The sequence below is a fragment of the Amycolatopsis iheyensis genome, from assembly GCF_024703995.1.
Lineage (GTDB): Bacteria > Actinomycetota > Actinomycetes > Mycobacteriales > Pseudonocardiaceae > Amycolatopsis > Amycolatopsis iheyensis.
The window spans coordinates 58,213-79,592 of the sequence record NZ_JAMXQV010000030.1; the positions used below are offsets into that span (position 1 = coordinate 58,213).

Here is a 21,380-nt window from a genome sequence, read left to right on the forward strand (position 1 = left end):
GAACTTGAGCTGGCTGGAAGACCGGGCCGTCGCGGTGATCACCGGCGCGGCCGTCGGGGACGCCCTCGGCGGCGCCACCGAAGGGTGGACACCCGAACAGATCGAGCAGCGGCACGGTGGCCGGGTGACCGGGGTCGTCGGGCCCTGGTACCCCGACTGGCGGACCGCGCGCCCGATCGCGCCGTACCACAAGGGCGACGGGCACATCACCGACGACACCCTCATGACGCGGGCGCTCGTCGAGGTGTACGCGAAGCGCCGCGCGCACCTCGACGCCTACGCGATGGCCGAGGACCTGGTGCCGCTGATGATCGGCGAACCACGCTGGGTGCCGGAGCTGGAGTCGACCGCGTTGCTGTTGCAGCGGGTCTTCCTGGCGGAGAAGTGGATCGTCGCGAGACTCCACTACGGACACGTCGACCCGCGCGAAGCCGGCGTGGGCAACGTGGTCAACTGCGGCGCGGCGATGTACGTCGCCCCGGTCGGGGTGGTGAACGCGGGTGACCCGCGGGCCGCCTACGCGGAGGCGATCGACCTCACCGGCGCGCACCAGTCGAGCTACGGCCGCGAGGCGGCGGGCGTGCTGGCCGCGATGGTGGCCGCCGCCGTCGCCCCGGGCGCCACTTTGGACGACGTCGTCGCGGCCGCCTTGGAAGTGGCCCACGACGGGACCGCGGCGGCGCTGCGCGCGGTCGTCGAAAAGTTCGGTGGCCGGACCGTCCCCCCGGCCACCGACGACGAAGAGCGGGCACTCGCCGCGCTCGTCCGGGAGACGGTGGCGCCGTTCGACTCGGTGGGGCCGCACTACCGGGAGATGTCGATGGACGCGCGGCGGCCGTCGCGGACGAAGGCCATCGAGGAGCTGCCGGCGGCGCTGGCGTTCGTGCTGGCGCACCGGGGTGACTTCCGGGGCGCGGTGCTGGCCTCGGTGAACTACGGCCGCGACGCGGACTCGATCGCCGTGATGGCGGCGGCGATCTGCGCGGGCCTCGGCGGTACGGCCGTCGTGCCCGCCGAGTGGGTCGACGAGATCGGCGACGCCAGCCGGATGGACCTGCGGGAGACCGGGCACCTGCTGGCCTCGGCGGCCGCGGACATCCTGAAGGCCGACCGCGAGCGTGCCGCGGCGCGGGCCGCGTTCCTCGAGGAGACGGCGTGAGGCTCACCTGGGCCCAGCCCGAGGATCTGCTCCCGCACGAGCTGGTGCAGTCCGCTGCCGAGGGCAAGGACGTCACCGCGGTGCGGGAGCGGTGGGTCGCGGCGGGTGGGTCGCCGATCCCCGCGGTCGGTGGCGCCGGTCCGGCGATGCCGGAGTTGCGTTCGCTGGCGCGTGAGCTGCTCGACGAGCTGGACTCGCCGGTCGACGAGCCGGAGCCGGTCCTGCCCGCGGCGCCGGTGCTGCCCCGCGGTTCCCGCGGTCGTGAACTGGCGGCGTGGACCGGGCGCGCGGCCGGGTGCCTGCTCGGCAAGCCGGTCGAGAAGATCCCGCGCGAGGGGATCGAGGAAATCCTGCGCGCGACCGGCCGCTGGCCCCTCGACCGGTGGTTCACCGCGGTGGGGTTGCCTGCCGACGTCGCCGAGCGGTGGCCGTGGAACCGCCGCTCGGCGCCGACGTCCCTCGAAGAGAACATCGACGGGATGCCCGAGGACGACGACCTCAACTACCCGATGCTCGCACTGTCCCTTGTGGAGGCGCACGGCCGGTCGTTCACCACGTCCGACGTCGCTCAGCTGTGGCTGGACAACCTGCCCGCCGGGCGGGTCTTCACCGCGGAACGGGCCGCGTACCGGAACCTCCTCGACGCGCGGGCGGACACCGCGACCCACCACAACCCGTTCCGCGAGTGGATCGGCGCGCTGATCCGCGCGGATGTGTTCGGCTGGGTCTCGCCGGGTGACGTGCACGAGGCGGCGAGGCTCGCGCGAGTCGACGCGCGGCTCAGCCACACGCGCAACGGGGTGTACGGCGCGATGTGGGCCGCCGCCCTCGCCTCGGCGGCGATGGTGTGCGACACGGTGGACGAGGTCCTCGACGCGGCATCGTCGGTGATCCCGGCGTCCAGCGACCTGGCCGCGGCGGTCTCCTTCGGCCGTTCGGCGGCGGCCGACGGTGATGTCCGAAGTGGACTCGACCGGGTGCACGCGCAGTACGGGCACCTGCACTGGGTGCATGTGCTCAACAACGCGGCGACGATCGCCTACGCGCTCGCGAAGGGCGGCGGGGAGTTCGGGCCGAGCGTGTCGATCGCGGTGACGGCCGGGTGGGACACGGACTCGGTGGCCGCGACGGTCGGGGGAGTGGCCGGTGCGGTGAGCGGCGTGGACGAGTACTGGAGCAAGCCCCTCGATGGCCGGATCGCGACGTCGCTGCCCGGCGGGGAACGGCGGATCGAGGACCTCGCGGCGCGGACGGCGGCACTCGCATGACCGGAAGAGTCGTGGTCGTGGGGTCCGCGAACGTCGACCTCGCCGTCGACGTGCCGCGGCCGCCGAAAGCCGGCGAGACCGTTCTCGGTGGCCGCCTTCGCCGGAGTCCCGGCGGCAAGGGCGCCAATCAGGCGGTTGCCGCCGCGTTGGCGGGCGGCGCCGACACCACCTTCGTCGGCGCCCTGGGTGAGGACGAAGGCGCCGACCTGCTCCTCGTCTCCCTCGGCGGCGCCGGGGTCCGGGCCGACCTCGTCGAACGCGCCGAAGCACCGACCGGCACCGCCTTCATCACCGTCTCCCCGGACGGTGAGAACGCCATCGTCGTGGCCCCCGGCGCCAACGACCACGTCCGGATCGGGGCCGCTCAGGCCGAGCGGATCGCCGAAGCCGACGTGGTGCTCGCCCAGCTGGAGATCCCTCTCGACGTGGTAGCGGCCGCCGCCGCGGCGAGGAAGAACACCGCACGCATGATCCTCAACGCCGCTCCTTCGCGGGAGCTGCCGGACTCGCTCTGGGACGTGCTCGACATCCTCGTCGTCAACGAACACGAAGCGGCCGACCTCGCCGGCGAGCCGGAGCGGCTGCTCAAGCGGGTGCCCGCGGTCGTCGTCACCCTCGGCGGCGAAGGCTGCGTGGTCCTGCGACGGGACCACGAACCCGTGCGCATCCCCGGCATCCCGGTCGACGTCGTCGACACCACCGGCGCCGGCGACACCTTCTGCGGTGTGCTCGCCGCGGCGCTCGCGCGGGGGCGAGACCTGCCCGACGCCGCGAAGCAGGCCACCGTGGCCGGGGCGCTCGCCGTCACCCGGCCCGGGGCACAGGCCGCCGTCCCCACCGTCGACGAGGTTGCCGCGCTCGGAGGAAACGCACCATGACCTACACGTTCGACCCGCTCGTGCCGCGGCCGATCGACCGGCCCGCCGAGGTGACCGGCCCCGATCCCGACGCGGCCAAGATCTTCGCCGCGCCCGCCGACCCGGCCGACCGGCCCGCGTGGCGCGAGGCGCTCGAGAACTGGCGCGACGACGCCCGGGCCCGGCACGGCTACACCGGCGCGATGTACGAACGCCCGGGCGCCGCCTGGGCCGCGACCTGCCACACCGTCGCCCAGGTGTGGCTCTGGGACGAACTGCTCTACGACTTCAACGAGCGCCGCTTCACCCCCGAGCGCTTCCTCGCCGACGCCCGCGAGCGCTTCGGCGGCCTCGACGCCGTCGTGCTCTGGCACGCCTACCCGGTGATCGGCCTCGACGACCGCAACCAGTGGGACTTCTACCGCGACGTCCCCGGCCTCACCGAGCTGATCGAGTCACTGCACACCGCCGGATTGCACGTCTTCGTCGACTACAACCCCTGGGACGTCGGCACCCGGCGTGGTGCCGACGACCTGACCGAGCTGGCCGCTCTCGTCGCCGACCTGAAGGCCGACGGCGTCTTCCTCGACACGCTCAAGAAGGCCGAGCCGGACTTCGTCGAGCGGCTCGAAGCCGCGCGGCCCGGGCTCGTCCTCGAAGGCGAATCCAAGCTCGCGGTCGAGCGGATCGAGGACCACCCGGCGTCGTGGGCGCAGTTCTTCGCCGACTCACCCGTGCCCGGTGTCCTGCGCGCCCACTGGTACGAGCGGCGCCACATGCAGCACCACGTCCGCCGCTGGCACCGCGACCACAGCGAGGAGCTGCAGTCCGCGTGGCTCAACGGCGTCGGGGTCATGGTCTGGGAAGTCGTCTTCGGCGTGTGGGTCGGCTGGTCGCCGCGTGACGCCGGGACCGTGCGCCGGATGGTCACCCTCCAGCGTGCGGCCCAGGACCTGCTGCTGGACGGCGAATGGACACCGCTGGCCGAACTCGCGCCGGAAGCCGAGGCCGCCGGCGTGTACGCGTCGAAGTGGGAACTCGACGGGAAGATCCTCTGGACGCTCGTCAACCGCGGCGACACCGACTACCGCGGCCCGCTGCCCGGCGCCGACCTCTTCGACGGCGTCCCGGCTCGGGGGATCGGCGCCGCGGTGCAGGGTTGGTCGCCGGACCTCCCGCCGCTGCCGCACAACCCGGACGCTCGGTTCCCGCACCGGATCGCGAACCGAGTAAGTCCACAAAGGACTACCGGTGAGCCCGATGAAGATGCTGTCGTAATCCCGAAAGGACCGTACGTCCTCACCGTCCGGTACCGCGCCCGCGAGACCGGCATGTACCAGGGTGCGCCCTATGTGGACGAATGGAAGCCGCTTTCGCCGCGCCTGCACGACGCCCGCACGCTGCAACGCGAAGGCGAGCTGACCACGGCGGTGGCGGTGGCGGCCACCGAAGTGACCAACGCGCAGTACGCGGAGTTCCTCGCGGCCACCGGTCAGGAGCCGAGACAGCCGGGCGCCCCGGACGAGCCCGTCACCCACGTCGACCTCGACGACGCCCGCGCGTACTGCGCCTGGCGCGGTGGCCGCCTGCCGACCGAGGACGAGTGGCAGCTGGCGGGGGATCGGTTGCGCCGTGGCACACCCGTCGTCTGGAACTGGACCGAGAGCGAGCACTCCGACGGCCGCACGCGGTTCGTGATGCTCAAGGGCGGCAGCGACTACCGCGCCGAAGGCTCCGAGTGGTACGTCGAAGGCGGCGTCAAAGCTCCGGACTACACCGTGAAGCTCCTCCTGCCCGGCTTCGGTCTCGCCCGGAGCGCGACGGTCGGCTTCCGGTGCGCGTGGGAGGTCCGGTCGTGAGCGTCTCCCGCGATCCTTCGGCCGGCGCGCTCGCCGGGCTGCGCGTCATCGACGCCTCGACGCTCTTCGCCGGCCCGATGGCCGCGATGCACCTGGGTGACATGGGTGCCGACGTGATCAAGGTCGAGCACCCGCGCAAACCCGACCCGTCGCGCACCCACGGCGCCGCGAAGGACGGCGTCAACCTGTGGTGGAAGACGCTGGGCCGCAACAAGCGCACGGTCACCGCCGACCTCGGCAGCGAAGGCGGCCGCGAGGTGTTCCTCGCGCTCGCCACCACCGCCGACGTCGTCATCGAGAACTTCCGCCCGGGCACGCTCGAACGCTGGCACCTCGGGTACGACGAGCTGGCGAGCTGGAACCCGAAGCTGGTGCTCGCCCGCGTGACCGGCTTCGGGCAGCTCGGCCCGTACCGGTCGCGGCCGGGGTTCGGCACGCTCGCCGAGGCGATGAGCGGGTTCGCGGCGACCACCGGGGAGCCGGACGGCCCGCCGACGCTGCCGCCGTTCGGGCTCGCCGACGGCGTCGCGTCGCTGGCCACGGCATACGCGATCATGGTCGCACTGGCCGCCCGCGCGACCACCGGCCGCGGGCAGGTCGTCGACACCGCGATCATCGAGCCGATGCTGGCCATGCTCGGCCCGCAGATCACCCGCTGGGACCAGCTGCGGACCGTCCAGCCGCGCACCGGTAACCGGTCGACCAACAACGCGCCACGCAACACCTACCGCACCGCCGACGGCCAGTGGGTCGCGGTCTCGACGTCGGCCCAGTCGATCGCCGAGCGCGTGGTGCGCATGGTCGGGCGGCCGGACCTGGCCGACGAGCCGTGGTTCGCCACCGGCGCCGAGCGGGCCCGGCACGCCGACGAGCTCGACGAAGCCGTCGGGAAGTGGATCGGGCAGCGCACCCGCGACGAGGTCGTCGCGGCCTTCGAGGAGGCACAGGCGGCCGTCGCGCCGATCTACGATGCCGCGGACATCGTCGAGGACCCGCAGTTCCGGGCGCTCGGCACGATCCACGAGATCGAGGACGACGACCTCGGCCCGATGCTCATGCAGGGACCGTTGTTCCGGCTTTCGGGCCACGACGGCGTCATCGGCCACACCGGCCGTCCGCACGGGGCCGACACCGACGCCGTGCTGGAAGAGCTGGGGTTCTCGCCCGAGCGCGTCGCCGCGCTGCGGGAGCGGGGTGCGGTGTGAGCCCGGCCCTGACGTTCCTCTACGCGCCGGCCGACCGCCCGGACCGGGTCCGCAAGGCGTTGGCGTCCGAGGCCGACGTCGTGCTCGTCGACCTCGAGGACGCCGTCGCCCCGGCGCGCAAGGCCGAAGCCCGTTCGAACGTGGTGGAGCTGCTCGCCGAGGTGTCGCGCCCGGTGCAGGTGCGGGTCAACCACCCGAGCACGCCGTGGCACGACGCCGACCTCGCGACGGTCGCCGGCCTGCCGCTCGCGGTGGGCGCGCGGCTGCCGAAGGTCGAGGCGCCGGACGAGATCCTCGCGATCGACCGGGTGCTGCCGGGCCGGGCCCTGAACCCGCTGATCGAGTCGGCGCTGGGCGTGGAACGGGCGCTGGAGATCGCGACGGCGTCGCCGCGGATCGCGTCGATCGGGCTCGGCGAGGCCGACCTGCGCTCGGACCTCGGCGTCGCCGACGAGGCCGGGCTGACCTGGGCGCGCAGCCGGGTGATCGTCGCGGCGCGGGCGGCGCGTCTGGTACCGCCCGCGATGTCCGCTTATGCCAACGTCCGCGACCTCGACGGGCTGGCCGCGTCCTGCCGGGCGGGCCGGGCGCTCGGGTTCCGCGGCCGGACCGCCATCCACCCGGTGCAGCTGGAGACGATCCGGGCCGCGTTCTTGCCGACACCGCAGGAGGTTTCGCGGGCGCGGGAAGTCATCGAACGGGTCGCGGGCGCGACGGCGGCCGGGGTCGGCGCGATCGCCCTCGCCGACGGGACCTTCCTCGACGTCGCCATGGTGGAACAGGCGCGGACGGTGCTTTCCCTGGCCGATTAGTACGAGCGTTGTACGGAATTTGGACGCCCGCGTGGCGCACTGGCGGACATGCGAATTCCGAAAGCGATCCTCTTGGCGCTGGCGGTGGTGGCCGGCGCGCTGACGCTGACTCCGGCGGCGAGTGCGGCCTACAGCGACCCGCTGACCACCACCACGAAGCAGAACCTGGTCTGGCACGCGACGCCGGCCGCCGCGCTGACCGCGCTGGACAACGCGCTGCCGAACGTCAGCATGAACACCGTCGTCAACGACCCCAGTTACGCGATGACCGGCTGCACCGCCGCCGAAAAGGCCGCGCTGCCCAAGGCGCCGGCCGCCACGAAGGCGCTGTGCTGGGACTCCGAACGCGCGGGCAGCACGACCTGGGTCCCGCAGGGCATCACGACCTCCGGTGACGCCGACGACGACGGCATGTGGGGCGCGGACAAGATCATCCTGTCCGGCTGGCACGGCACCGCCGCGCTCGGCCGGTACGACGACGCGCGCATCCAGGCCGTCAACTACGACGACCCGGCGTCGGCCGCGCACCGCATGGTGTACCTGGCCGTGCCGAACAGCACCGGCAGCAGCTTCTCCGGCGCGCAGGCGCACATGGGCGGGATGGCGTGGTACGGCGACAAGATCTACGTCACCGCCGTCGGGAACACCTCGACCGCGATCCGGGTGTTCAGCACCAAGCACATCCTGCAGCTGACCGACACGACGTCGAACGCGATCGGCAAGACCTCGCGCGGGTACGCCGCCTGGACCTACAAGTACGCGATGATGCAGGTCGGCTACTACACCTATGCGGGCGGCACCTGCAGCATGTCCTCCGACACCGGGGTGCCGTGCTTCTCGTCGCTGTCGCTGGACCGCAGCACCAGCCCGGCGAGCATCGTGACGACGGAGTACTTCTCCGACCAGAGCCGCCACGGCCGCCTCTACCGCTACCCGGCGGGCACGGACTACCTGCTGACCGGGACCGCCACCGAGGCTTACCGCAGCTACGTGGGCAACATGCAGGGCGTGCTGTCCCACAACGGAAAGTGGTACGTGGCCCACAGCTCGGCCACGCTCAACGGCCAGCTCTGGGCCCAGACGACGACGGCGAGCACGTCGGCCACCTGCGGCACGACGAGCGCGTGCTGGGCGGTGCACCCGGAGGCGCTGACCTACGACTGGTCGACGGGCCTGGTGTGGTCCCAGTCGGAGTGGTCGACGGCCGACTGCGAGGCACAGGGCCAGACTTGCGGCCGGTCGGTGTTCGCGGTGCCGCTGACCTCACTCGGCTAGCAGGGCCGCGCCGAGCGCCGTGATCAGGTAGAAGACCTGGCGCCCGGAGCGTTCGCGTTGCGCCAGGCCGTTTTCGCGCAGCACGGCCAGGTGCTGGGACACCGCGCTGGGGGTGACGCCGAGCGCGTGGGCCAGGTCGGTGGTAGTGGCGGGGGAGCGCAGCGCTTCGAGCAGCCCGGCCCGCGCGCGGCCCAGCAGCCGGACGGTGGCCTCGGCGGGTGGTCGGGTGCCCGCCGTCCAGAGGGCGCCGCGGCCGCGGGCCGGGTAGCGGACCGTGGTCTGGGTCGAGGTGTTCTTCTTGATCATCACGTGCGGTGGGCCGAGCACGACGGGGATCAGCACCAGCCCGCCGGGGCCGCGGTTCACCACGACGTCGTCCCGGACGTGCTCGCTGGTCAGCAGGAGCCGGCCGTCGTCCCAGCGCAGGTCCGGGTGCAGCCCGGCGAACAGCTTTTCCGCGCCGCCGGCGGCGAACACCCGCGCGCGGTGGGCGACGTCGGCGTCGAGGACCGCGCGCATCCTCGGCCAGTGCGGGGCGACCAGCCGGTCGTGCGCCGCGCGCAGCTCCGCGGCGACCGCCTTCAGGCCGGCGGCCGGGTGGGCGGCCAAGTCGGTGACCGTGCCGCGCGGGTCGTCGCCGAACACCCGGCCGAGACTGCGCCGGACCTGCCGCGCCGTCGTGGCGCGCAGCGCGGCCAGGTCGTCGTCGATGGACGGACCGGCGCCGCGCGGGGCGGGCACGAGGAACTGCGGCCAGTTGGGCCGGTCGCTCACGAGCAGCGGCCACGTCCACGGCAGCGCGAGCGGCTCGCGGGCGAGCTCGTCTTCCGCCCAGCGCAGCCACGGCAGGTTGACCGCCTGCCGGTCCCGGCCGCCCAGCTGCCGCAGGCACTCGACCGTCTCCGACAGCGGGGAGATCGCGACCCGGGTCGTCGCCAGCTCCGCGACGCCGAGTTCGATCACCAGTGCCATGCCTTCGAGTATGTAGCACTGCGCTAAATGGTGTCGCGGGTGCCGAGGCGGGCCGAAAGATCACCGCATGACGGCTTTCCGGCGACTCTGGTGGGCGACCGGCATCGACAACCTCGGCTCCGGCGCCTACACCGCGGCGGTGCCCCTGGTGACGGTCACGGTCACCCACGACCCGCGGCTCGTGTCCCTGGTCTCGACCGCGGCGTACCTGCCGTGGCTGCTGCTGTCGCTCCCGGCGGGCGCGCTGGCCGACCGGCACGATCGCGCGGATCAGGTGCTTGATCGCGTCCCAGACGGCGTCCCACTCACCCGTCATGATGCCGTCGAGGATCGCGAAGTTCGTGATCGCCGTGGCGTCGAGGCCCGCGGCTTGGCGGCCCTGCGACGGCAGGCCCAGCTGATGTGGCGCTCGCAGGCACTCCAGGCCGCGCTGGTCGCCGTGACCGCGATCCTGGCCGCCTTCGGGGAAGCCGGCATCCCGGTCCTGGTCGTGACGGCGTTCGGGATCGGCGCGGGCGACGTCGTCTTCGGCACCGCCGCACAGGCGATCCTGCCGGACCTCGTGCCGAAGTCCCGGCTGCACCGAGCCAACGGCCACCAGCAGGCGATCACGACGATCACCGGCCAGTTCGCCGGACCGCCGCTCGGCAGCCTGCTGTTCGGCGTGGCGGGGGCCCTCCCGTTCGGCTTCGACGCCGTGTCGTTCGCGCTGTCCGCGCTTTTGGTGGCGACACTGCCGCGGCGCACTTCGCAGGTCACCACCCGCCCGGCGGTACGGGAAGGCCTGACCTGGCTGCTGCGGCACCGGCTGCTGCGCACGCTGGCGCTTCTCCTGGGCGTCAACACGTTCTGCGGCCAGCTCGCCTACGCGACCCTCGTCCTGCTCGCCACCGAGGTCGTCCACCTCGACGCACGCGGCTACGGCGTGCTCCTGGCCGGCGCGGCCCTCGGCAGCGTGCTCGGCGGCTTGGTCAACGCGCGGATCGTGGCGCGGATCGGCGCCCTGCCGGCGCTGGTGGTCGCGCTGACGGCCAACGCCGGCGCGTTCGCCGGCATCGGCCTGAGCCCGAACGCGGTGGTGCTCGGGAGCTTCCTGGCGGTGACCGGGTTCGTCACGACCATGTGGAACATCGTGACCGTCGGCTTCCGCCAGCAGCTGGTGCCCCCGGCGTTGCTGGGCCGCGTCACGAGCGTCAACCGGTTCCTCGGCTGGGGCTTGATCCCCCTGGGCACCCTGGCCGGCGGCCAGGTGGCGCACGCGCTGGGGCTGCGGGCACCGTACCTGGTCGCGGCGGCGCTGCGGGGGCTCGCGCTGGTCGTCGCCTTGCCGGTGCTGATCCGGGCGGTGCGGGACTAGTCTCTTGTGGACGGAAGAGCGTCGAGCTGCCGCCGGACCCGCCGCTCCTCTTCGTCCCGGCCTTGCCGCCGGTACAGCTCGAGTGCTTCCTCCCACGCCTCGCGCGCCTGCCGGTGCCGGGTGAGCGCGGCGTAAGCGCTGCCGATCCGGTCGAGGGTGCCCGCCACCTCGTACAGCGACCCGATGGCCCGCAGCAGCGTCAGCGCGTCGCGGTAGCGGGAAACCGCTTCCTCGTGCCGGCCGGTCCGGTCGGCGATGAAGCCGAGGCTGTCGAGCGTCGTCGCCTGGCCTTCGGCGTCCTCGTGCGCGCGGAAGAGCGTCAACGCCGCCTCACAGTTCTCGCGGGCGTGGTCGTGCTCGCCGAGCTGGGCGGCGTACCAGCCGACCGCGTTGAGCGCGCCCGCCTCCCACACCGGGTTCGCCAGCGTGCGGGCGATCCGCAGCGCCTGCACCGCGTGGTCGTACCCCTTGCGGGGTTCGCCACCGGCCACCCACGCCGCCGCGAGGGTCCGGTGGGTGTGGGTCTGGTTGGCCGCGTCCGCGTGCGCCTCGGCCAGGGCGAGCGCCCGGTGCAGGTGCTCGATCCCCTCGTCGTGGCGGCCGAGGTCGGCGTGCGCGCGGCCGAGGAGGCGGTGGGTCAGGATCAGCGCGGCGGGGTCGAGCCGGTGCTCGGCCGCGGCGAGCCCGGTCCGCCACGCGGCGAGCCGGTCCCGGAAGTGCCCGCGGCGCCGGTGGAACGTCTCCAGCGTCCAGGCCAGGTCCCAGGCCGCCGCGCCGGCGACGTCGAGCGCGGCCAGCAGGCACGGGTGCTCCGCGTCGAACCAGGCCAGCGCCGCGCGCTCGTCCGGCAACACCTCCGCCGTGACGCCCGCGGGGAGCGGCGCCAGGACGATGGGCGCGCGGTGCGGGTTCTCGAGCCGGTTCGCCGCGAACGCCGTGTGCAGGTAGCAGCCGACCACCCGGTTCCGCGCCGCGGCCACCGCGCCTTCGGGCAGCCGGCTCGCCGTGTCGGCCGCGTACCGGCGGATCAGGTCGTGCATCCGGTAGCGGCCCCGCGCGTCCTGGGCCAGCAGCGACGCCTGTTCCAGCCCGAGCAGCAGCCGGCGGGTCTCCGCGGCGGGCTCGCCGACCAGCGCGGCGGCGGCCGCGAGCCCGATGTCGGGCCCGGGCGCGACGCCGAGCAGGGCGAACGCGCTCGCCTGCGCCGGGGTCAGGGCGTGGTGGGACCAGGAGAGCACGGCGGGCAGGCTGGCGGTCGGGTCGTCGTCGGCCAGCGCGCCGAGGCCGAGCTCGGCCAGCTCGTCGGCCAGCGCGGCCAGCGACCGGTGCGGGCGCGTGTGGGCGTGCGCGGCCACGATGCTCAACGCCAGCGGGAACCCGCCGCACAGGGCGATCAGCCGCTCGACGGCCGACTCTTCGGCGCGGGTGCGGGCCGCGCCGAGCCGGTCGGTGAGCAGCGCGCGGGCCTCGGCGCCGGAGAGCACGTCGAGCGGCAGGTGCCGGGCGGCGTGCCCGGTGACCAGGCCGGTGAGCCGGAAGCGGCTCGTCACCAGCACGGTGCAGGTGGCACTGCCCGGCAGCAGCGGCGTGACCTGCCGGGTGTCGGCGGCGTTGTCGAGTACCAGCAGCATCCGCTTCCCGGCGACGAGCCCGCGGAACAGCGCCGCCTGCGCGTGCGGGTCGAGCGGGATGCGGTGCGGTTCGACGCCGAGCGCGTCGAGGAACCCGCGCATGGCCGCGGCCGGGTCCATCGGCGCGCTGTCCGGGCTGAACCCGCGCAGGTCGACGAAGAACTGGCCGTCGGGGAAGCGCGCCGCGTGGCGGTGGGCCCAGTGCAGGGCGAGCCAGGTCTTGCCGATGCCGCCCGCCCCGGCGATGGCGGAGATGACGACGGTGCCGCCCGCGTCGAGCGCCGCGTCCAGCCGGGCGAGGTCGGCCGAGCGGCCGACGAACGGCCGGGGCGCCGCGGGCAGCTGACGAGCGGTCCGCGTTCCGGGGCCGGGTTCGGCCGACTCCGCCAGCAGCCGGTTGTGCACCTGCCGCAGGGGTGCGCCGGGATCGGTGCCGAGCTCCTCGGCCAGCCGGGTGTGCACGAGCCGGTAGTGCGCGAGGGCGTCGGCGGTGCGCCCGGCCTGGTGCAGCGCCGTCATGTACTGCCCGGCGACACGCTCGTCGAGGGGGTGGTTGGCGGCCTGTGCGGCGAGCTCGGCGACCAGCCGGTCGCCGTGGCCGAGCGCGAGCCGGGCGTCGGCCAGGTCCCGCTCCGCGGCCAGGCGTTCCTGGCCGAGGCGTTCCCGTTCGGCTTCGGCCCACTCGCCGTCGAGCCCGGTCAGCGCCTCGCCGCGCCACAGGGCCAGCGCCTCGGTCAGCGCGCGGGCGGCCTGTTCGGGGTCGCCGGCGGCCCGGGCGGTGGCGGTCAGTTCGCGGAACCGGTGCAGGTCGACCGGCCCGGTCAGCAGGTACCCGCCGGAGCGGTGCAGGATGGCGAGCCCTTCGGCGCCGGCGAGTGCCTGGCGCAGCCGGGAGAGGTAGCTGTAGAGCGTGGCCCGGCCCCGCCGCGGCGGCTGCGCGCCCCAGACGCGTTCGACCAGCCGATCGGCGGCCACGACCCGGCCGCCTTCGACGGCCAGCGCGGCCAGCAGGCACCGCTGTCGGGCCGGCCCCAGGTCGACGGCCTCATCCCGCACGGTGACCTCGCCGAGCACGCAGAGCATCGCCGAGCACCTCCCCTGACCAGCGTGATGCAGAAATCCCGCAAGGATTACACACGATCCTGCCCCGAGAGTGTGCCGCGACGGCACCGAGCAGCCGGGAGGAAGCATGCGCAGGACGGTCCGGGCCTGGGTCCCGCTCGTCGCACTGGCCGTGTCGGCGGCGGCCCCGGGCGAGGTTCCGCCGGACCCCTCGTAACGGCCCGGATCGCCCCCGCCAGGGTGGTCCGGGCCGAGGAGCCGGGGTTCCGGTCCGTGTCGGTGGTGGTGTGGCGGACGTCGACGGTGGTGGGGCCGGCGGGGGAGCGGTGGCTGGTTGTGCGGGCCGCGCGCCGGGAGTTCGTGGTCGTCGCGCCGGGTGTGGATCCGCAGTAGTCGGCCGCTGGGGTGGCCGAGGGGGGAGCAGTGGTGGGTCATGCGGGTCGCGCGCCGGGAGTTCGTGGTCATCGCGCCGGGCGCGGACCCGCGCTAGTCAGCCGCCGGGGTGGCCGCAGGCGTACGTCGAGGCGGCGGCGAGGGTGACGCACGCCGGGCAGGAGTTCACCGGCCGGTCGCGGCGGCCGAAGTACGGGTGCTTCGCGCCGCACAGCGCCGTGAGCACCTCGCCCGGCTTCGGGTCCGGGTGGCACCGCGGGCAGAAGGCGTGCGCCGCGCGTTCGACGTCCGTGCTCATGCTCAGCGGGGTACCCGCGGCTCGACCGCGCCAACCCGCCGGAACCACGCCGTGACCGGGCGGCCGCCGGTGAAGCACCAGATCGCGATGACCGGGTCGCAGAACGCGCAGCCGAACGACGAGTCGTGCGCGAACGGCAGGATCGGCTGGCCCTTGAGGTGGTGGACGACGTCCCACCCGGTGTGCAGGAGCCAGCCGATCCCGATGAACGTCCACGAGTCGAGCCCGCGGAAGGCGACGTAGGTCAGCACCGCGCAGAAGGCCAGTTCCCACGGCCCGAGCGCGCCGCCGGACAGGTAGGCGGCGCCGGCGCCGGCCACCATCACGGCGTTGAACTTGCGCCGGTGCGGCTCGGCGATCAGGGAGTTGAGCAGGACGTAGAGGAGGCCGATCAGGATCGGCGCCAGCACGGCGATCATGGTCGAGCACGCTAGGTTCGGCCGTCCCGGGCGGCCAGTGGCTGTCCGGCCAGGGTCCGCCGGATTCTCGCCACCGGCGCGTTTCCGTAAGGTAGGGCCACCAGATGATCGGCTGACCAGGTGGTTCGATGAACGTGAAGGCGGCCCGCGCGAGTGCGACGCGGGAGAGCATCCTCGTGACGGCGGAGCGGCTCTTCGCCGAGCACGGGGTGCACGTGGTGTCCAACCGGCACATCAGCGAGGCCGCCGGGCAGGGCAACAACGCCGCGGTCAACTACCACTTCGGCACCAAGGTGGACCTGGTCCGCGCGATCATCCGCAAGCACTCGGATCGGATGGAGGCCCTGCGCGCGGAGCTCGTCGAGGCCGTCGACGGCGCGGGTTCGCTGCGCGACTGGGTGGCCTGCCTGGTCCGCCCGAGCACGACGTACCTGCGGGAGCTGGGCGCGCCGACGTGGTTCGCCCGGTTCAGCGCCCAGGTGATGACCGACCCGGCGCTGCGGGAGCTGATCGCGGAGGAGTCCCTGGCGTCGCCGGCGCTGGCCCGCGCGGTCGAGGGCATGAACCGCAGCATGGACGGCTTGCCCCCGGACGTCCGCGCGGAACGCGGTGACATGGCGCGGCAGCTGATGATCCACATGACGGCGGAGCGCGAGCGGGCGTTGGCGGAGGGGACGGCGACGCCGCGGGCGAGCTGGGACGACGCGGGGACGGGCCTGATCGACGCGATCACCGGGCTGATCCTGGCCCCGGTGACGCCGCCTTCCTGACCCACGCCGGTGCCAAGCGCCCCAATGTGGCCTTCGGTGCGTCTGACGCAACCAAGGCCACATTGGGGCGCTTGAGCGGGACCGAGCCGGTTCGTCCGCGCGGATCAAGACCGGCGCCGCGGTTCGTCGCCGCGGACGAACGGTGCCGCCCCCATTCCTCCTAACGTCGCCGGGAAGCGACGACGAGGAGGCTGACGGGTGCGGACACTCTTGCGGGGCGGACGGGTCGTGGACCCCGGGACCGGGTTCGACGGCGTCGCCGACGTGCTCCTGGACGACGGCAAGGTCGAGGCCGTCGGCACCGGGCTCGGCGCGGAAAACGCCACGGAGGTCGACGTCGGCGGGCTCGTCGTCGGGCCAGGGTTCGTCGATCTGCACAGTCACGTGCACTCCGTCGCCGGGCAGCGGCTGCAGGCCATGGACGGCGTCACCACCGCCCTCGACCTCGAGGCCGGCCTGATGCCCGTCGACCGCGCGTACGCCGAAGCCGCGAAAGCCGGCCGGCCGCTGCACTACGGCTTTTCCGCCTCCTGGGGCGCCGCCCGCGCGCAGGTCCTCGCGGACATCGCGCCCGACGCGAGCATCGAGAGCGGGCTCGCCGTCCTCGGGAACCCCCGGTGGCAACGGAGCTCCTCGAAAGCAGAACTCCAAGCCTGGCTGTCGCTGCTCGAGGGCGAGCTGGCCAAGGGCGCGCTGGGCATCGGCATCCTCATGGGCTACGCGCCGGCGACCGAGCCCGGCGAGTTCCTCGCCGTCGCCCACCTCGCCGCGAAGGCCGGGGTGCCGACCTACACCCACGTGCGCGAGCTCGTCGAGGTCGACCCGGACATCCCCGTCGACGGCTCGGTCGAGATCGTCGCCGCCGCGGGGGAGACCGGCGCCGCGATGCACCACTGCCACGTCAACAGCACCTCCGGCCACCACATCGACCGCGTCCTCGCCACCCTCGACACCGCCCGCCGCGAAGGCTCGCGCGTCACCGTCGAGGCCTACCCCTACGGCGCGGGCAGCACCGCCGTCGGCGCCGCGTTCATCGAGCCGGAACGCCTGAAGCTCAAGGGACTCGGGCCGTCGAGCGTCGTCATCCTCGAGACGGGGGAGCGGGTCCGCGACGAAGCCCGGCTGCGGCAGCTCCGCGCGCAGGACCCGGGTGCACCCTGTCTGCTGGAGTTCCTCGACGAGACGAACGACCGCGACCGGAACCTGCTGCACCAGGCCCTCGCGTTCCCCGACGCCGTCGTCGCCAGCGACGCGATGCCGGTGTACTGGAAGGACGGCCGCACCGAGTCCACCGACTGGCCGCTGCCGGCCGGCGGCACCACGCACCCGCGGACCGCGGGCACCTTCGCCAAGACCCTGCGCCTGATGGTCCGCGAAGCCGGGGCGTGGAGCTGGCTCGAAGCCTTCCGCCGCTGCTCCTACCTGCCGTCGCGGCTCCTCGACGACGTCGCGCCGTCGGCCCGCGGCAAGGGCCACCTCGGCGCCGGGGCCGACGCCGACCTGGTCGTGATCGACCCCGCCAAGATCACCGACACGGCCACCTACACCGACCCCACCCGCCCGTCGGTCGGCGTCCGGCACCTCTACGTCGCCGGAGTTCCCGTGGTCACCGAAGGGAACTTGAACACCGACGCGTTGCCCGGCCAGCCGCTGCGGGGTGAGCCGAAGTGATCGACGACATCGAGACGCTCGTCCGTTGCGAGTCACCGTCCAAGGACCACGAAGCCGTCGCGCGCAGTGCCGAGGCCGTCGCGAAGATCGGCCACCGGCTCCTCGGCGTCGAGCCCGAGCGCATCGTCACCGACGGCTGCACGCACCTGCGCTGGCAGTTCGGAGAGCCGAGGGTGCTCCTGCTCGGCCACCACGACACCGTGTGGCCACTGGGATCCCTGGAAACACACCCGTTCGAAGTCCGCGACGGCGTCCTGCGCGGACCGGGCTGCTTCGACATGAAGGCCGGCGTCGTGATGGCCCTGCACGCGGCCGCCGCGCTGGCCGACCGCGACGGCGTGTCGATCCTCATCACCGGTGACGAGGAAATCGGCTCACCGCTGTCGCGCACGCTCATCGAGGAAGAAGCCAAGAGCTGCGCCGCGGTATTCGTGCTCGAAGCCTCGGCCGACGGCGGCGCGCTGAAGACCCGCCGCAAAGGTGTTTCCCTGTACCGGATCGAGATCGAAGGCCGGGCCGCGCACGCCGGCCTCGAACCTGAAAAGGGCGTCAACGCCGGCATCGAGGTCGCCCACCAGATCCTCGCCGTCGCCGCGCTCGCCGATCCCGCGAAGGGCACCACCGTCGTCCCGACCGCGCTGAGCGCCGGGACCACCACGAACACCGTGCCCGCCAAGGCAAGCGTCGCCGTCGACGCCCGCGTGTGGGACGCCGCCGAGCAGGTCCGCGTCGACCGCGCGATCAGAAACCTCAAGCCGGTGACCGAAAACGCCCGGATCCACATCGTCGGCGGCATCAACCGGCCGCCACTGGACGCCAAGGCGTCGGCGGAGCTGTTCGCCCTGGCGAACGAACTCGGCGGACCGCTCACCGAGGCGGCGGTCGGGGGTGCCTCCGACGGCAACTTCACGGCAGGACTGGGCATTCCGACGCTCGACGGCCTCGGCGCGGTCGGCGGCGGCGCGCACGCCGACGACGAGCACGTCCTCGTCGCCGAGCTGGACCGCCGCACCGCCTTGCTGAAAGCGCTCACCGAAACCGTGCTGAACCACCGGAGTTCGTCCGCGCCGACGAACGCGCCGGGTGAATCCGGTGCGGCACAACGGTGACCGGCGGGCCGCGGGTGGAGAGGATTCCAGGCGTGACAGAAGTCGTGACGAACACAGCCCCGCCGCTGCGGGACGAGGCGGCCGCCGCGGCGACCGCCGCCGCCACGGCCTCGGGGGTCGAAGTCCGCACCCTGGCCGAGGTCGCCGACCTGACCGCCGTGACGCGGCTCTTCGAGTCGATCTGGCGTCCCGCTCCCGGCAACCAGCCCGTGACGACCGAACTGCTGCGGGCCATGGTGTCCGCGGGCAACTACGTCGCGGGCGCGTTCGACGGACCCGAGCTCCTCGGCGCCTGCTTCGGGTTCTTCGGCGGTCCCGCGAAGGGGGGACTGCACAGCCACATCGCCGGGGTCGCCACCGCCGGGCACGGCCGCGGCATCGGCTTCGCGCTCAAGCTGCACCAGCGTGCTTGGGCGCTGCGCCAGGACGTCCCGGTGATCTCCTGGACGTTCGACCCGCTGGTCCGCCGCAACGCCCACTTCAACCTGACCAAGCTCGCCGCGCTGCCCGACCAGTACCTGCCCGACTTCTACGGCCCGATGAACGACGGCATCAACGGCGCGGGGGACACCGACCGGATCATGGCCGTCTGGGACCTGGCGAGCCCGTCCGTGCGGGCCGCCGCCGAGGGCAAGCCGGCCCGGCTCGACGCGGCCACGCTGACGCGGCAGGGTGCCGCGGTGGCGCTGGCGGCGGGCCCCGACGGCGGCCCGGTCACCGGACCGGCCGACGCGCGGGTCGTGCTCGTCGCCGTCCCGCCCGACATCGAAACGCTGCGGCGCGTCGACCCCGGCCAGGGCCGGGCGTGGCGGGTCGCGCTGCGGGAGGTGCTGGGCGGCCTGCTGGCCGAGGGCGCCTCGGTCGTCGGATTCGATCGTGCCGGCTGGTACGTGGTCGCGAAGGAGCAGTCGTGAAACTCAGTGGTGTGGAACTCCGCCGCGTCCGGATGCCCCTGGTCGCGCCGTTCCGGACGTCGTTCGGCACGCAGAACCAACGTGAGCTCCTGCTCCTGCGCGCGGTGACGTCGGAAGGCGAAGGCTGGGGCGAGTGCGGGGCGATGGTCGACCCGCTCTACTCCTCCGAATACGTCGACGGCGTCGAGCACGTGCTGCGGACCTTCCTGGTGCCGGCGCTGCTCGCCGCCGACGACCTGACCGCGCACAAGGTCGCGCCGCTGCTGGCGAAGTTCAAGGGCCACCGGATGGCCAAAGCCGCGCTGGAGATGGCGGTGCTCGACGCCGAGCTGCGCGCGCACGGCATCTCCTTCGGCACCGCATTGGGGTCCACAAAGGACTCGGTGCCGTGCGGGGTGTCCGTCGGCATCATGGAGACCATCCCGCACCTGCTCGACGTCGTCGGCGGCTACCTCGACGACGGCTACGTCCGGATCAAGCTCAAGATCGAGCCGGGCTGGGACGTCGAGCCGGTGCGCGCGGTCCGCGAACGCTTCGGCGACGACATCCTGCTGCAGGTCGACGCGAACACCGCGTACACGCTCTCGGACGTGCCGCAGCTGCAGCGGCTCGACCCCTTCGAGCTGCTGCTGATCGAGCAGCCGCTCGAAGAGGAGGACGTGCTCGGCCACGCCGAGCTGGCCAAGCACATCCGGACGCCGATCTGCCTCGACGAGTCCGTCGTCTCGGCTCGCTCGGCCGCCGACGCGATCCGCCTCGGCGCCTGCCGGATCGTCAACATCAAGCCCAGCCGCGTCGGCGGGTACCTGGAGGCGCGGCGGGTGCACGACGTCTGCGCCGCGCACGGCGTCCCGGTCTGGTGCGGCGGGATGATCGAGACCGGGCTGGGCCGGGCGGCCAACGTCGCGCTCGCGTCGCTGCCGGGGTTCACCCTGCCCGGCGACACTTCGGCGTCGGACCGGTTCTACACCAGCGACATCACCGAGCCGTTCGTGCTGGAGGGTGGCCGGCTGCCGGTGCCGTCCGGGCCCGGCCTCGGCGTCACGCCGATCCCGGAGCGGCTGGCGGAGGTCACCACCGAGCAGTCCTGGCTGGCTTCATGACCACTGTGGACACCCAGACCGAGCTGTGGACCGCGCGCCGGGTCAACCGGACCGCGCTGGTGACGATGGTCGTCATGCTGCTCGCGTGGTCGGTCGACTACATCGACCGGTTCGCGATCAGCATGGCGCTGCCGTCGATCGGCGCCGAGTTCGCGCTGTCCAAGGCCCAGCAGGGCTGGCTGGTCACGGTCTTCGCGCTGGTGTACATGGTCTGCCAGATCCCCGCGGGCTACCTGGCCGACCGCTACGGCTCGCGCCGGCCGATGCTGGTGACGCTCGTGCTGTGGTCGCTGTTCACCGCGCTCACCGGCATGGCCGGCACCTTCGGCCTGCTGCTGCTCGTGCGGGCCCTGTTCGGCGTCTGCCAGGGCTGCTTCCCGGCGGCGTCGTTCAAGGCCGTCGCCGAGCGGACCACCCCGGCGAACCGGGCGACGGCGAGCGGGGTGATGCTCTCGGCCAGCGGGATCGGCGCGGGCCTGGCGCCGCTGATCGTCGGCCCGCTGCTGATGGCCGTCGGCTGGCGGCACACGTTCTTCTGGATGGCCGGCTGCGGCGCGGTGATCGGCATCGCGGTCTGGGCGATCCTGCCGAAGGCGCTGCCGGAGCGGCTGAGCAGCCTGCCCGAGGAGAAGGCCGCGCCGGCCGTGCCGCGGTCGCGGGTGCTGCGCTCGGGCGTGGTGTGGAAGTTCGCGCTGCTGTTCTGCCTGGTGAACATGCTCGCCTACGGCCTGATCACCTGGGTGCCCAGCTACCTGGTGGAGGCCCGGCACCTGTCGCTCGCCCAGACCGGCGTGCTGGCCGCGATCCCGATGCTGGTCAGCATCGGCACCACGATGCTCGGCGGCTGGCTGTTCGACCGGTTCTTCCACGACCGGGCCCGCTGGTTCCTCGGCGGCATCCTGCTCACCACCGGGGTGCTGCTGGGCCTGATGGTGACCGCGGGCAGCACGACCGAGTTCACCGTCTACGAGACGCTCTCGCTCGGCGTCGCCGGCCTCGCCACGATGGGCGTGTTCGGCCTGCCGCTGCGGGTGATCCCGCCCGCGGTGATCGGGGTCGGGATGGGGATCATGAACTTCGGCGGTCAGGTCGCCGGCGCCGTCGCCCCGGTGGTGATGGGCTGGCTGGCCGACCGCTTCTCCTACCCGGCGGCGTTCGGCTTCCTCATCGGCACGACGCTGCTCGCCGCCGTCGTCGCGTTCTGGGTGCCCCAGCGGGCCGAGCAGTTCACCTTCGCCTGAGCAGT

18 protein-coding genes are annotated in these 21,380 nt (G+C 73.3%); 14 read left to right on the top strand and 4 right to left on the bottom strand.

What is annotated here, in order from left to right; genetic code table 11:
• Window positions 1-4: 4 nt before the first annotated feature.
• The 7 genes from M8542_RS40585 to M8542_RS40615 are packed head-to-tail and all read left to right on the top strand — an operon-like array spanning window position 5 to window position 8,435.
• Window positions 5-1,159, top strand: a complete 1,155-nt coding sequence (locus M8542_RS40585) for an ADP-ribosylglycohydrolase family protein (protein WP_257925703.1) — start codon at window positions 5-7, stop codon at window positions 1,157-1,159.
• On the top strand, window positions 1,156-2,427 hold the full coding sequence (locus tag M8542_RS40590; protein WP_257925704.1) for an ADP-ribosylglycohydrolase family protein: 1,272 nt from the start codon (window positions 1,156-1,158) through the stop codon (window positions 2,425-2,427). The genes M8542_RS40585 and M8542_RS40590 overlap by 4 nt, the downstream gene beginning before the upstream one ends.
• On the top strand, window positions 2,424-3,305 hold the full coding sequence (locus M8542_RS40595) for a ribokinase (RefSeq protein ID WP_257925705.1): 882 nt from the start codon (window positions 2,424-2,426) through the stop codon (window positions 3,303-3,305). Before M8542_RS40590 ends, M8542_RS40595 begins: the two co-directional genes overlap by 4 nt.
• On the top strand, window positions 3,302-5,143 hold the full coding sequence (locus tag M8542_RS40600; protein ID WP_257925706.1) for an SUMF1/EgtB/PvdO family nonheme iron enzyme: 1,842 nt from the start codon (window positions 3,302-3,304) through the stop codon (window positions 5,141-5,143). The genes M8542_RS40595 and M8542_RS40600 overlap by 4 nt, the downstream gene beginning before the upstream one ends.
• Window positions 5,140-6,348 (top strand): CaiB/BaiF CoA transferase family protein, encoded by a 1,209-nt coding sequence (locus M8542_RS40605; RefSeq protein ID WP_257925707.1) that lies wholly within the window; start codon window positions 5,140-5,142, stop codon window positions 6,346-6,348. Before M8542_RS40600 ends, M8542_RS40605 begins: the two co-directional genes overlap by 4 nt.
• Complete coding sequence (locus M8542_RS40610) at window positions 6,345-7,160, top strand: HpcH/HpaI aldolase/citrate lyase family protein (protein WP_257925708.1); 816 nt, start codon at window positions 6,345-6,347, stop codon at window positions 7,158-7,160. Before M8542_RS40605 ends, M8542_RS40610 begins: the two co-directional genes overlap by 4 nt.
• A 48-nt stretch (window positions 7,161-7,208) precedes the next feature.
• Window positions 7,209-8,435: a hypothetical protein gene (locus tag M8542_RS40615; protein ID WP_257925709.1), complete on the top strand. Its 1,227-nt coding sequence runs from the start codon at window positions 7,209-7,211 to the stop codon at window positions 8,433-8,435.
• Here the strand turns inward: M8542_RS40615 and M8542_RS40620 are convergent.
• Window positions 8,424-9,407, bottom strand: a complete 984-nt coding sequence (locus tag M8542_RS40620) for an ArsR/SmtB family transcription factor (RefSeq protein ID WP_257925710.1) — start codon at window positions 9,405-9,407, stop codon at window positions 8,424-8,426. The two genes, M8542_RS40615 and M8542_RS40620, sit on opposite strands and share 12 nt — an antisense overlap.
• A gap of 67 nt (window positions 9,408-9,474) precedes the next feature.
• Here M8542_RS40620 and M8542_RS40625 point away from each other — a divergent pair, with 67 nt between their 5' ends.
• A complete protein-coding gene (locus tag M8542_RS40625; protein WP_257925711.1) occupies window positions 9,475-10,764 on the top strand; it encodes an MFS transporter in 1,290 nt (429 codons plus the stop codon).
• Here the strand turns inward: M8542_RS40625 and M8542_RS40630 are convergent.
• The 3 genes from M8542_RS40630 to M8542_RS40640 all read right to left on the bottom strand — a co-directional run bounded on the left by M8542_RS40630 (window position 10,761) and on the right by M8542_RS40640 (window position 14,567).
• Window positions 10,761-13,478: an AfsR/SARP family transcriptional regulator gene (locus M8542_RS40630; RefSeq protein WP_257925712.1), complete on the bottom strand. Its 2,718-nt coding sequence runs from the start codon at window positions 13,476-13,478 to the stop codon at window positions 10,761-10,763. The two genes, M8542_RS40625 and M8542_RS40630, sit on opposite strands and share 4 nt — an antisense overlap.
• 469 nt (window positions 13,479-13,947) lie before the next feature.
• A complete protein-coding gene (locus M8542_RS40635) occupies window positions 13,948-14,148 on the bottom strand; it encodes a hypothetical protein (RefSeq protein WP_257925713.1) in 201 nt (66 codons plus the stop codon).
• A gap of 2 nt (window positions 14,149-14,150) precedes the next feature.
• On the bottom strand, window positions 14,151-14,567 hold the full coding sequence (locus tag M8542_RS40640; protein WP_257925714.1) for a DUF6010 family protein: 417 nt from the start codon (window positions 14,565-14,567) through the stop codon (window positions 14,151-14,153).
• 128 nt (window positions 14,568-14,695) lie between these two features.
• Between M8542_RS40640 and M8542_RS40645 the strand changes: the two genes are divergently transcribed.
• The 6 genes from M8542_RS40645 to M8542_RS40670 all read left to right on the top strand — a co-directional run bounded on the left by M8542_RS40645 (window position 14,696) and on the right by M8542_RS40670 (window position 21,375).
• A complete protein-coding gene (locus M8542_RS40645) occupies window positions 14,696-15,337 on the top strand; it encodes a TetR/AcrR family transcriptional regulator (protein ID WP_257925715.1) in 642 nt (213 codons plus the stop codon).
• Between the two features lie 198 nt (window positions 15,338-15,535).
• Complete coding sequence (locus tag M8542_RS40650; RefSeq protein WP_257925716.1) at window positions 15,536-17,008, top strand: amidohydrolase family protein; 1,473 nt, start codon at window positions 15,536-15,538, stop codon at window positions 17,006-17,008.
• On the top strand, window positions 17,005-18,117 hold the full coding sequence (locus M8542_RS40655) for a M20 family metallopeptidase (RefSeq protein WP_257925717.1): 1,113 nt from the start codon (window positions 17,005-17,007) through the stop codon (window positions 18,115-18,117). Before M8542_RS40650 ends, M8542_RS40655 begins: the two co-directional genes overlap by 4 nt.
• A gap of 32 nt (window positions 18,118-18,149) precedes the next feature.
• Window positions 18,150-19,031, top strand: a complete 882-nt coding sequence (locus M8542_RS40660) for a GNAT family N-acetyltransferase (protein WP_257925718.1) — start codon at window positions 18,150-18,152, stop codon at window positions 19,029-19,031.
• Window positions 19,028-20,134, top strand: a complete 1,107-nt coding sequence (gene menC, locus M8542_RS40665) for an o-succinylbenzoate synthase (RefSeq protein WP_257925719.1) — start codon at window positions 19,028-19,030, stop codon at window positions 20,132-20,134. Before M8542_RS40660 ends, menC begins: the two co-directional genes overlap by 4 nt.
• Window positions 20,131-21,375, top strand: a complete 1,245-nt coding sequence (locus tag M8542_RS40670; protein WP_257925720.1) for an MFS transporter — start codon at window positions 20,131-20,133, stop codon at window positions 21,373-21,375. The genes menC and M8542_RS40670 overlap by 4 nt, the downstream gene beginning before the upstream one ends.
• Window positions 21,376-21,380: the final 5 nt, after the last annotated feature.

Coding starts and splice junctions, on each gene's coding strand:
- M8542_RS40595 (WP_257925705.1), top strand. CDS start 2,424: ATGACCGGAAGAGTCGTGGTCGTGGGGTCCGCGAACGTCGACCTCGCC.
- M8542_RS40600 (WP_257925706.1), top strand. CDS start 3,302: ATGACCTACACGTTCGACCCGCTCGTGCCGCGGCCGATCGACCGGCCC.
- M8542_RS40615 (WP_257925709.1), top strand. CDS start 7,209: ATGCGAATTCCGAAAGCGATCCTCTTGGCGCTGGCGGTGGTGGCCGGC.
- M8542_RS40620 (WP_257925710.1), bottom strand. CDS start 9,407: ATGGCACTGGTGATCGAACTCGGCGTCGCGGAGCTGGCGACGACCCGG.
- M8542_RS40625 (WP_257925711.1), top strand. CDS start 9,475: ATGACGGCTTTCCGGCGACTCTGGTGGGCGACCGGCATCGACAACCTC.
- M8542_RS40630 (WP_257925712.1), bottom strand. CDS start 13,478: ATGCTCTGCGTGCTCGGCGAGGTCACCGTGCGGGATGAGGCCGTCGAC.
- M8542_RS40635 (WP_257925713.1), bottom strand. CDS start 14,148: ATGAGCACGGACGTCGAACGCGCGGCGCACGCCTTCTGCCCGCGGTGC.
- M8542_RS40640 (WP_257925714.1), bottom strand. CDS start 14,567: ATGATCGCCGTGCTGGCGCCGATCCTGATCGGCCTCCTCTACGTCCTG.
- M8542_RS40645 (WP_257925715.1), top strand. CDS start 14,696: ATGAACGTGAAGGCGGCCCGCGCGAGTGCGACGCGGGAGAGCATCCTC.
- M8542_RS40670 (WP_257925720.1), top strand. CDS start 20,131: ATGACCACTGTGGACACCCAGACCGAGCTGTGGACCGCGCGCCGGGTC.